This window comes from Malaciobacter sp., from assembly GCF_055140965.1.
Genome location: NZ_JBSRRO010000001.1, coordinates 138,730 through 149,117, shown reverse-complemented (window position 1 = coordinate 149,117; position 10,388 = coordinate 138,730). Strand labels below are relative to the sequence as shown.

Genomic DNA, 10,388 nt, shown 5'->3' with positions numbered 1-10,388 from the left:
AAAATATATTGCAATAATAAGAATTATAAAAGTTATTATAAAAATATAAAATATAGTTTTATTATTTTTATTTATTTGAATAAAATAGTCCCTATTCATCTTCATTCTAATATAAAAATTGCTATTATCTAATTGGTCAGTTAACTCTAAATAACTAAATAAACTATATTCATCAACTCTACTAATATCATAATAGATTAAATTTGAATCAAGCTTTAAATATTTTTTCTTAATTAAAGTATGAGAAGGAAGAAACGATAAGTATTGGTGAGTTATCTTACTAAGTTCTGATAAAAACAAAGAATCCAAGCTTCTTCCCACAAAAACATATCCTACAAATTTATTATTTTTAAATACTTTTTCAATGGTAAATAGTATTTTTTCATAATCTAAAGTGATAAAATTTACTCTATTTTTATCTAAATAAATATCAATCTCTTTTGTTTTAAAAAAAGTTTTTATTGCATTTGGAATAGATACAAACTCATCTGAATTTATGTCATATACATTTCCATAAATAAAGTTTTTGTTTTTATCAAATAGAAAAAAATGAGTATATTTATCTTTGATAAAGTTTGTTTTATTTGTTTTATTCTCTTTTTCTTCAACTATTTTTAAAACATTATCATTAATAGAGTGTTCATAAGCTATGTTTTGTAAAAAAGAAGATTTCGCTTTTAGTGCTTCAAAAAAAATCTCAATACTCTTTTTTATTTGTTGATTTTCAAACTCTTTTGTACTATTTTCACTCTGTTTTAATATACTAAAAACACATATTGTTAAAAATAGACATATAAGTGCAAAAAATACAGATATTTTTGTAGTAATACTCATATTTGACTCTTTTTATAAATTTTTGAAGTATATAATGTTTTAGTTTAAAACTTAATGATAACAATTATCATTATATTAGTTATTTATCATCTAAAATTTGAAAATTATTATCATTATTAAGTAATATTAAATTTTAAGTTTATTATAATTTTACCTCACATTAATATATAAGGATATTTTATGAAATTAAGTGAATTAAGCAAAGGTGATATAGCAACAATCAAAAACATAAATTGTGATACTGCTTTAAAAAATAGATTCTACTCTTTTGGAATAATAAAAGGTTCAAAGATAACTATTGAAGAAGTAACTATGGCAAAAAGTACTATTGAAATAAAAATAAATAATACTAAAGTTGCAATAAGATTAATAGAAGCATCAAAAATCGAGGTTGAAAATGAACACAAACAAAATAATTAAAGTTGCATTAGTTGGTCAACCAAATGTTGGTAAGAGTATGCTTATCAACTCAATTTCAAATGCAAGGTTAAAAGTTGGTAATTTTTCAGGAGTAACAGTTGCAAAAGAGCAAGTAATTTTAAAATATAAAGATTATACTATTGAAATAGTTGACTTGCCAGGTTCTTACTCTTTAAATGAATATACTCAAGAAGAAAAAGTTACAAAAGATTTTTTATATAATAGTGAGTATGATATTATACTAAATGTAACTGATTCAACAAATTTAGAAAGAAACTTATACTTAACATCAGAGCTATTAGCATTAGACAAAAAAATGATAATTGCTCTAAATATGAATGATGAAGCAATAAAAGAAGATATATTAATTGATGAGGTACAACTAAGTAAAATACTTGGTAAACCTTGTATAAAAACAAGTGCTACAACAAAACAAGGTATTGATAAACTAATCAAAGAGATAGTAAAAAAACATGAAAGCGAAAAACTAGATACAAAATTAATATTCTCAAATGTTATTGAAGAAGAGATTGCAAATATAATTAACTTTTTCAATGATAGTGGATTTAAATGCAAAAATAGTTTTAGACAAGTAGCTATAAAACTTCTAAAAGAAGATAAAGATACTTATAAGTTTTTTCATGATGAACCAATATGGACAAAACTACAACCCATTTTAAATAGTGCATTTGAACATATCTCTCTTCATTATGATACAAAAAATGTAGAAGATATTTTCAATGAAGAGAAATTCTCTTTTGCAAAGGGTGCTGTTACTGAAACAGTTAAAGTAAAAACTCATGTGGAAAAAACATTGACTGAAAAGATTGATTCTGTTTTAATCCATAAAGTATTTGGTTTACCTATTTTCTTATTTTTAATGTGGGGATTATTTCAACTAACATTTGAAGTTGGAAATATTCCTATGGATATTATAGATGCATTTTTTGCAAATTTAATTGACAATACAAAAGAGGTATTAGGAGATAATCAATTATCCTCAATAATTGCAGATGGTGCAATTGCAGGTGTTGGTGCTGTTGTTTTATTTATTCCAAATATTGTAATACTATTTTTTGGTATTGCTTTACTTGAAACAACTGGATATATGAGTAGAGTTGCTTTCTTACTTGATGGTTTTTTCCATAAATTTGGACTTCATGGAAAATCATTTATTCCTTTAGTAACTGGTTTTGGTTGTTCAGTTCCAGCTTATATGGCAGCAAGAACTCTTAAAAATGAAAGAGATAGACTACTTACACTATTTATTATAGGGTTTATGTCTTGCGGAGCAAGACTTCCAATTTATGTACTTTTTACAGGTGCTTTTTTTAGTGAAAACAATGCTGGTAATGTTTTATTTTTAATCTATATTGGTGGAGCAATACTAGGATTAATTGCAGCAAAAGTTTTAAAAATATTAGTATTTAAAAGTGAAAATGAACCTTTTGTAATGGAAATGCCAAAATATAGACTGCCATCTTTTAAACTAATTTGGCACACAGTTTCAAATCAAGCTATGATGTACCTTAAAAAAGCAGGTACATTTATTCTTGCAGCATCACTTCTAATTTGGGTTGCTAGTAATTATCCAAAACATTTAGATGTAGAAGAGACTTACAATCAAAAAATTGAACTAGCTTTAAGTGATGAAGAAAAATTAGCCTTAGAGAATGAACTTGCTTTATATAACCTTGAAAACTCTTATTTGGGTTATGTAGGGAAATTTTCAGAACCATTATTTGCTCCTTTAGGATTTGATTGGAAGATGTCAGTAGCACTTGAAACTGGACTTGCAGCAAAAGAGATTGTAGTTTCAACTTTAGGTATTTTATATGGCTTGGGTGAAGAAAATGATGAAAACTCAAAAGGCTTAGTTGAAAAGATAAGAGCAAATATTCCATTTGCATCAGGTATTGCATTTATTGTATTTGTAATGATTTATTTACCTTGTCTTGCTGCAACAATGGTTTTTGCAAGAGAAGCTGGTGGATGGAAATATTTAGGATATTTATTTGTATTTACAACAGGTACTGCTTGGGTATTATCATTTATTACTTACAATGTTGTATCACTATTAACTTAAGTAAAAGCATAAGAGAAATCTTATGCTTTTATTGACACTTCTCACATACTCCATAAATTGTCATAATATGATCACTTAAAAGAAAGTTGTTATCTTTTGCAACTTTGATTTGTTGTTTTTCTATTACCTCATCATTAAATTCTAAAATCTTATTACATGAAGTACAAATCATGTGATCATGATGTAAAGATAGATTTAACTCATACCTTTTAGCTCCATCACCAACATCCAATGAGTTAACTATATTTAGTTCTTCAAAAAACTTAACAGTTCTATAAACTGTAGCTATTCCCATATCTACTTTATATTCATTTTTTGCAATATTTGCAATTTGTTCTGCACTTAAATGTTCATCATTAAAATACAAAATTTTTAGAATATAATCTTTTTGTATTGAGTTTTTAAATCCCAGTTTTGATACTGTATTTTTAAAATTTTCTAAAAAAGATTCAAAACTTTCTTCATATTTTTGCACTAGATTATTCCTTTTATAACTATTATTCCTATACTAATTATCAAAGCAGCTGTATATGGTATCCAAAGATTTCTATGTATTTTTAAATTTTTTTTATATAAAAATCCCTCTTTGGGGTAGTTCTTTTTCATAATATCCCTTAATAATTAGTATCAATATTATAATATTACATAATCTATACTTAATGAATTATTAATGATAATAATTATCGTTTTAATATACAATTAAGTTTACTTAATATAATATTTCTTTAATATAAGGAGCGAAGATGTTTAATATTAGTTTAGCCCTAGTAGGTCAAGTAGCTAGAACAGCAGCATTTGGGGCGATTGCAACTAAAGTAGTTGATACATTTATTCTTTCAAAAGTAAATAATAAGATTGATCAAAAAAGATGGATAAGACAAGCAAAGCTTGAAGCATTTGCAAAACTATCTCAAGAGATATTATCTATTGATTTAAAAAATCTAAAAGATGAAAATATTAGAAATATAAAAGAGTATAGCGCAAAAACAATTCTTCTATTAGAAGATAGAATTCTAATAAAAAGAATTGAAGATTATTTAAATAACTTAATAAACCTAGATAAAACTACCCATGATAGTAGCAAAAACATGGTGTGTATAGTAGACAAAAAAGGAATAGATTTAGTTATGTGTTTAAATAAAAATTTGAAAAAAGTATAATTACTTTATTTCAAATTTTGTTTCATAAGTTTTATCTTGATCTTTTACTTTAAAAGTCCAAATACCCTTTTTCCTTCCATCAATATATCTAAAATCATAAATAGAACCATGCCCAGCAGGTATAGTCATCTCTCGACTTCTTGATATCTCTTCATCAGGATCAATCCAAATAAAAGTAACATTTTTATCATATTCAACTCTTTCTTGAATATATTTACAAATTATTGAATTTTCATCCTTTAAAATAACGCAATCTACATTTTCTATATCTTCTTGTTCACTAGCAACTGCAAATGAAAAAAGAGATATAAATAATACAACAATAAACTTTTTCATAATCTATTCCTTTTCTTCTTGTACATCCATATACTTAAATAGTAAGTATTTAATTGGTGCATAAAATGTTGTCATTGACACTATGGCTATAATTAATTGAACTATTTTAAATAAAGAGTTAGACTCTTCAAAAAACAATAAACTTATATAATGACTAGCTAAAAGTGAAATTACTGCTGTAATAGTAATAGCTATTAATGCAACTATATTATAACTCATATTTTTCCCAAATTGCATCTTCTTTTAAAGAAGCTCTATTTTTTAATATTTCAAAGGGCATATAATTGACTTTATATCCCATTGAAAAATGATCTTTTATCCAATAACCTAAATAAATATAAGGTATTTCTAACTCTTTTGCTATTTTTATTTGTGCTAAAATAGAAAATTTACCTAAAGACAACTCTGCATATTCATGATCATAAAAACAATAAATCGAAGAAATAGACTCAGGTAAAATATCAACTAATGCAACTGCGACTAGTTGTTCACCTTTAAAATATAAAAACTCTTTTGTAAACTTATCTTTTCCCTCAACATAAGATCTTGAATAATCATCAGGACTTATTGGATAATAAGGCCATTGTTTCTTATCGTGCATAAATTTATGATATTTATCATAAAGCTTCAAATGATCTAAACTTATACTTGGTGTTTGTATATAAAGCTTTGTATCTTTATTTTTATTTATTACTCTTTTTTCAGATTTAGAAAATTTATAATTTTTAACATCAATTCTCATACTTATGCACTTTGTACAAGTTTTGCATTCTGGAACAAAGTGCATTTTCCCAAATCTTCTCCAACCATGCTCTAACATATTTTGATAATCTTCAACACCACAATGATTTATATACCTATATCTCATATCAGATATCTCATTATTAAAATAAGAGCATTCCCTATTCTCTTCTACAAACTCTAAGTCTTCATTTATAATTTGCATTAACTACCCGTTGATTTTCTCTTTTATCTCTTTTGAGATTTTACATATTCTATCAATTTTTTCATTGTATGACAAGCTATCATCAATTATATGTTTTACAAAAGCACTTCCTACTATTACTCCATCAACTCCAACTGATTTCTCTTTGCATGTGTTTTCATCAACACCAAATCCAACATATAAAGGAGTATTTGTATTCTCTTTTACAGTTTTAATAACTTGTGTTAAATCTTCACTTTTACCACTTCCTGTAATACCTGCATAAGCTACCATATATATAAACTTAGTAGCATTTTTAACTACTTGTGCAATTCTTTCTTTACTATGAGTTGGAGAGACAAATGTAATAATAGATTGTTCATATTTTTTTGCCAACTCTTGATAAATAAAAGTCTCTTCAAAAGGTAAATCAGGAATAATCTCACCTGTAATACCAAACTCTTTTGCTTTTTTAAAAAACTCTTCCATTCCATAATGATAAAATGGATTTAAATATCCCATCCATAAAGTATCCATTTGTGGTGCTATTTTTGCTGAAACTTCAAATAAATCTTTTAATTTAAAACCATTTTTTAAAGCTAAAAGATTTGCTTTTTCTATAACAGGACCATCTGCAACAGGATCTGAAAAAGGAATACCTAATTCTAATATATCAACACCTGACTCTTTCATATGTAATGCTAAGTCTATTGTAAAATTATTGTCAGGATAACTAGCTGTTATATAACCTACAAGTTTTTTCAAAATAAAATCCTATATTTAATTAATTTGGATATAATAGTAACATATTATAACAAGGTTATAGATTAATATTAAAAAAATAGAACTTGATTTTGGGGAACAATTATATGAGTATAATTAAAAATGATTTTGAAAAAATGTCAATTACTAAAATATTAAAAACTAAAAACAATAAAAAACTAACAATGATTACAGCTTATGATGCACTTTTTGCAAATTTATTTGCAGAAGTTGCAGATATGATACTTGTAGGAGATAGTTTAAACATGAGCTTTGCAGGAAAACCTGATACATTAAGTGCAACACTAGAACAGATGATTTACCATGCAAATGCCGTTTGTACAGGTGCACCAAAAGCTTTTGTTATTTTAGATATGCCTTTTGGAACATACACAAATAAAGACATAGCACTTAAAAATGCAGTTAAAATTTATCAAGAAACAAATATTGCAGCTGTAAAAGTTGAAGGTGGAGAAGATAAAGCTGATATTGTAAAACATCTAACATCTAACTCAATTGCTGTTATGGGACATATTGGACTTATGCCACAATATGTTAGAAGTGAGGGTGGATACAAAGTAAGAGGTAAAACTAAAGAAGATGAAGAACAACTAATTCGTGATGCTATTGCTATTGAAAAAGCAGGAGCATTTGCTATTGTTGTTGAGGGTGTCTTAAGTAGTGTTGCAAAAAAAATCACAGAAGCTGTAAGTATTCCTGTTATTGGAATTGGTGCAGGAAATGTAACTGATGGACAAGTTTTAGTTTGGTCAGATATGTTAGGCTTTTTTGATGAATTTAAACCAAAATTTGTTAGAAGATATTTAGATGGTGCAACACTTGTAAAAGATGCAGTTTTACAATATAGAAATGATGTACAAACAACACAATTTCCATCAAAAGATGAAGAGTATTAAAAGTTTAGGAAAATAATAGTGGAAAGATTAGTAGAAGTTGAACAAATATCATTTGAAGAAGATAAAAATGAAGTAAATTTAAGACCCTCTTCTTGGGATGATTATATTGGACAAGAGAAAATAAAAAAAAATTTAAAAGTTTTTATTGAAGCTAGTAAAAAAAGAGAAGAAGCACTTGATCATATACTTTTTTATGGACCTCCAGGTCTTGGTAAAACTACGCTTTCTTATCTTATTTCTAATGAAATGAATTCAAATATAAAAATCACAGCAGGACCTATGATTGAAAAAAGTGGTGACCTAGCTGCTATTTTAACAAATCTAGAAGAAGGTGATATTTTATTTATTGATGAGATACACAGGTTAAGTCCAGCAGTTGAAGAGATATTATATCCAGCAATGGAAGATTATAGACTTGATATTATTATTGGAAGTGGTCCAGCTGCACAAACTGTAAAAATAGATTTACCAAGATTTACACTAATTGGAGCAACAACAAGAGCTGGAATGCTAAGTAATCCTTTAAGAGAAAGATTTGGTATGCATTTTAGAATGCAGTTTTATAACAACGAAGAATTAGCAAAAATTATTCAAAAAGCTTCTGTTAAATTAAATAAGGTTTGTGAAGATGATGCTGCATTAGAAATATCAAGAAGAAGTAGAGGAACACCAAGGGTTGCCCTACGACTTTTAAGAAGAGTAAGGGACTTTGCAGAAGTAGAAAATGAAGATACTATCATAAAACAAAGATGCAATTATGCACTAGATGAACTAGGTGTAAATGATAGTGGATTTGATGAAATGGATATAAATTTACTTGAGCTTCTTGTATCAAATAAAGGTAAACCTATGGGATTATCTACAATAGCAGCTGCACTTAGCGAAGATGAGGGAACAATTGAAGATGCAATTGAACCATATTTGCTTGCAAATGGCTTTATAGAAAGAACAGCAAGAGGAAGAGTAGCTAGTGTAAAAACATATGAGATGTTTAGATTATCATACCCAGAAAGTGAAAAGATACAAAAGGAGTCTTTGTTTTGAAGCCACAGCATTTTTTAATTGCTATTGCTATTGCTATTTTATTTTTTCTATTTGAACTTTTCAATCCCTTTTTAAAAGCAATATTTGTAGCTTTACTTTTAACAGTAGCTACTAATACTTTAGATATATTTATTACACACAGAGTAAAAAGTCAAACAATTTCAGCAATTATTATGACAATGATACTTGCACTAATATTTTTTGTACCTGTAATGTACTGTATTTTTTCATTTGCAAATTATATAAATCAATTAGATCAACAAGCTTTGATGAAAAACTACTCACAAATAGAAACTTGGATACTAAATATCCCAAAAGAGTATGAGTTTTTTAAACAACAACTAATTTTGATTCTTGAAAAAATAGATATTGCAGAAAGTATAAAAAACATACTCTCAATTGGAGCATATTTAGGTAAGAATTCTGCTTCATTTATGATAGATATGTTTATGATACTTATATTTTATTTCTTTTTTACACTTTATGGAACAAGTCTTTCACACTATATAAAAGATATTCTTCCTTTAAAAAAAGAAGACTCAATTACACTATTTTATGAATCATCAAATGTAATGAGTATTGTTTTATACTCAATACTAGTTACTGCAATATTTGAGGGTATGTTATTTGGATTTTTCATATCAGCATATGGCTATAATGGATTTTTATTAGGTGTTTTGTATGGTTTTGCTTCATTGGTTCCTGTAGTTGGTGGTATAATAATGTGGCTTCCAATAGCTTTATATGAAATATACCTAGGTGATTTTTATGATGCAATAATAATTAGTGCTTATTCAATAATCATCATATCAGTATTAGCTGATACATTTATAAAGCCTATAATTATAAAATATATAAATCAAAAAGTAGTAAAAACTCCAAGTAAAATAAATGAATTATTGATTTTTTTCTCAATTGTTGCTGGATTATCAACATTTGGCTTTTGGGGAATGATTATAGGTCCTGCAATGGTTACTTTTTTTATCTCAATTGTTCAATTATTAAAAAAGTATAGTAATGATATGTTATAATCAAAAAAATTTAAAAAAGTGGTGTGTTTATGCAAATTGATTTAAAAGAATTAAAACAAGTAACAGTATTGTATGTTGAAGATGATGATGTTATTAGAGCACAAACACTTTCTGTATTTGAAAAAATCTTCAAAAAAGTGTATGTAGGAAAAGATGGTCGTCAAGGAATAAATCTATTTAAGAATCATCAAGATGAATTAGATGTAATTGTTACAGATTTAAATATGCCCAAAATGACAGGATTTGAGCTAGCAGAAGAAGTACATAAAGTATCAAAATACATACCCGTGATTTTTACAACTGCTTTTACAGATGAAGAATCACTTATAAAAGCAATCACATTAAATATAGATAGCTATGTAACAAAACCTTTAAAAATTCAAGATTTAACATCAACTATTTTAAAAAGTGTAAAAAACTCAAAAGAGAATAGAAATCTATATAAAACAACAAAAGCTTTAGCAAATGAGATGCTAAGTACAAAAAAAGATTATGGACAACTAAAAGACAATTGTGAATTATTAGAAAAAGAAGTATCTTTTTATAAGTTCCTAGCAGAGCATTTTATAGCATCTATAAAATTAGATAAATTTGGAATAATAGAAAATATATCAAACCAATTTAGTAACATCTATAAGTACTCTTTAATGGATTTAAAAAATAAACCTATAAACTCAATAACACCAAATGCAGCTAATATTCAGAAAAAAATGTTAGAAGCAATAAAAATAAAAGAAGCAGTAGGATTTAATGAAAAGTTCATTACAGCAGATAATGAAGAGTTAGAGTTTCACAATATTTTATATCCACTTTATGAAAATAAAGATAATTATGCAAGTGGATATATGCTTTATCAATCATTGGAAAGATGAG

Annotated in this window: 14 protein-coding genes; 7 read left to right on the top strand and 7 right to left on the bottom strand. The window is 26.4% G+C overall.

The genetic code is table 11. From position 1 onward, the window contains the following. A partial coding sequence (locus tag ACTCCZ_RS00740) for a hypothetical protein (RefSeq protein ID WP_463187058.1) occupies positions 1-834 on the bottom strand: 834 nt, incomplete at its 3' end. Positions 835-1,014: 180 nt separating this feature from the next. Here ACTCCZ_RS00740 and ACTCCZ_RS00735 point away from each other — a divergent pair. Next, a complete protein-coding gene (locus ACTCCZ_RS00735; RefSeq protein WP_079576938.1) occupies positions 1,015-1,254 on the top strand; it encodes a FeoA family protein in 240 nt (79 codons plus the stop codon). Further along, positions 1,232-3,340 (top strand): ferrous iron transport protein B, encoded by a 2,109-nt coding sequence (gene feoB, locus ACTCCZ_RS00730; RefSeq protein ID WP_079576937.1) that lies wholly within the window; start codon positions 1,232-1,234, stop codon positions 3,338-3,340. Before ACTCCZ_RS00735 ends, feoB begins: the two co-directional genes overlap by 23 nt. Positions 3,341-3,368: 28 nt before the next feature. Here the strand turns inward: feoB and ACTCCZ_RS00725 are convergent, their stop codons facing one another. Beyond that, positions 3,369-3,815 carry a Fur family transcriptional regulator gene (locus tag ACTCCZ_RS00725; protein WP_079576936.1) on the bottom strand — a complete coding sequence of 149 codons (447 nt, stop codon included), beginning with the start codon at positions 3,813-3,815 and terminating at the stop codon, positions 3,369-3,371. After that, the gene (locus ACTCCZ_RS00720; RefSeq protein ID WP_265734224.1) at positions 3,815-3,946 is read right to left on the bottom strand and encodes a hypothetical protein; all 132 of its coding nucleotides are present in this window, start codon (positions 3,944-3,946) and stop codon (positions 3,815-3,817) included. The genes ACTCCZ_RS00725 and ACTCCZ_RS00720 overlap by 1 nt, the downstream gene beginning before the upstream one ends. A 137-nt stretch (positions 3,947-4,083) precedes the next feature. Here ACTCCZ_RS00720 and ACTCCZ_RS00715 point away from each other — a divergent pair, with 137 nt between their 5' ends. Further along, positions 4,084-4,500, top strand: a complete 417-nt coding sequence (locus tag ACTCCZ_RS00715) for a hypothetical protein (protein WP_079576935.1) — start codon at positions 4,084-4,086, stop codon at positions 4,498-4,500. Here ACTCCZ_RS00715 and ACTCCZ_RS00710 read toward each other — a convergent pair whose 3' ends face one another. From ACTCCZ_RS00710 to trpA, 4 genes are read right to left on the bottom strand one after another with little or no spacing between them, the layout of a single operon-like run. After that, a complete protein-coding gene (locus ACTCCZ_RS00710) occupies positions 4,501-4,836 on the bottom strand; it encodes a hypothetical protein (RefSeq protein ID WP_079576934.1) in 336 nt (111 codons plus the stop codon). A gap of 3 nt (positions 4,837-4,839) precedes the next feature. After that, entirely contained in the window at positions 4,840-5,055 is a 216-nt protein-coding gene (locus tag ACTCCZ_RS00705; RefSeq protein WP_079576933.1) for a hypothetical protein, read from the bottom strand. Then, positions 5,045-5,782 carry an arginyltransferase gene (locus ACTCCZ_RS00700; protein ID WP_079576932.1) on the bottom strand — a complete coding sequence of 246 codons (738 nt, stop codon included), beginning with the start codon at positions 5,780-5,782 and terminating at the stop codon, positions 5,045-5,047. Before ACTCCZ_RS00700 ends, ACTCCZ_RS00705 begins: the two co-directional genes overlap by 11 nt. A gap of 3 nt (positions 5,783-5,785) precedes the next feature. Next, positions 5,786-6,526 carry a tryptophan synthase subunit alpha gene (trpA, locus tag ACTCCZ_RS00695; protein WP_079576931.1) on the bottom strand — a complete coding sequence of 247 codons (741 nt, stop codon included), beginning with the start codon at positions 6,524-6,526 and terminating at the stop codon, positions 5,786-5,788. 104 nt (positions 6,527-6,630) lie between these two features. On the opposite strand from trpA, the gene panB reads away from it, so the two are divergent. The 4 genes from panB to ACTCCZ_RS00675 are packed head-to-tail and all read left to right on the top strand — an operon-like array spanning position 6,631 to position 10,387. Further along, complete coding sequence (gene panB / locus ACTCCZ_RS00690) at positions 6,631-7,440, top strand: 3-methyl-2-oxobutanoate hydroxymethyltransferase (RefSeq protein ID WP_079576930.1); 810 nt, start codon at positions 6,631-6,633, stop codon at positions 7,438-7,440. An 18-nt stretch (positions 7,441-7,458) separates the two neighbouring features. Further along, the gene (gene ruvB, locus ACTCCZ_RS00685) at positions 7,459-8,484 is read left to right on the top strand and encodes a Holliday junction branch migration DNA helicase RuvB (protein WP_079576929.1); all 1,026 of its coding nucleotides are present in this window, start codon (positions 7,459-7,461) and stop codon (positions 8,482-8,484) included. After that, positions 8,481-9,515, top strand: coding sequence for an AI-2E family transporter (locus ACTCCZ_RS00680; RefSeq protein ID WP_079576928.1), 1,035 nt, complete (start codon positions 8,481-8,483; stop codon positions 9,513-9,515). The genes ruvB and ACTCCZ_RS00680 overlap by 4 nt, the downstream gene beginning before the upstream one ends. Positions 9,516-9,544: 29 nt before the next feature. Next, positions 9,545-10,387, top strand: a complete 843-nt coding sequence (locus ACTCCZ_RS00675) for a response regulator (protein ID WP_079576927.1) — start codon at positions 9,545-9,547, stop codon at positions 10,385-10,387. The last annotated feature ends 1 nt before the right edge of the window (position 10,388 follow it).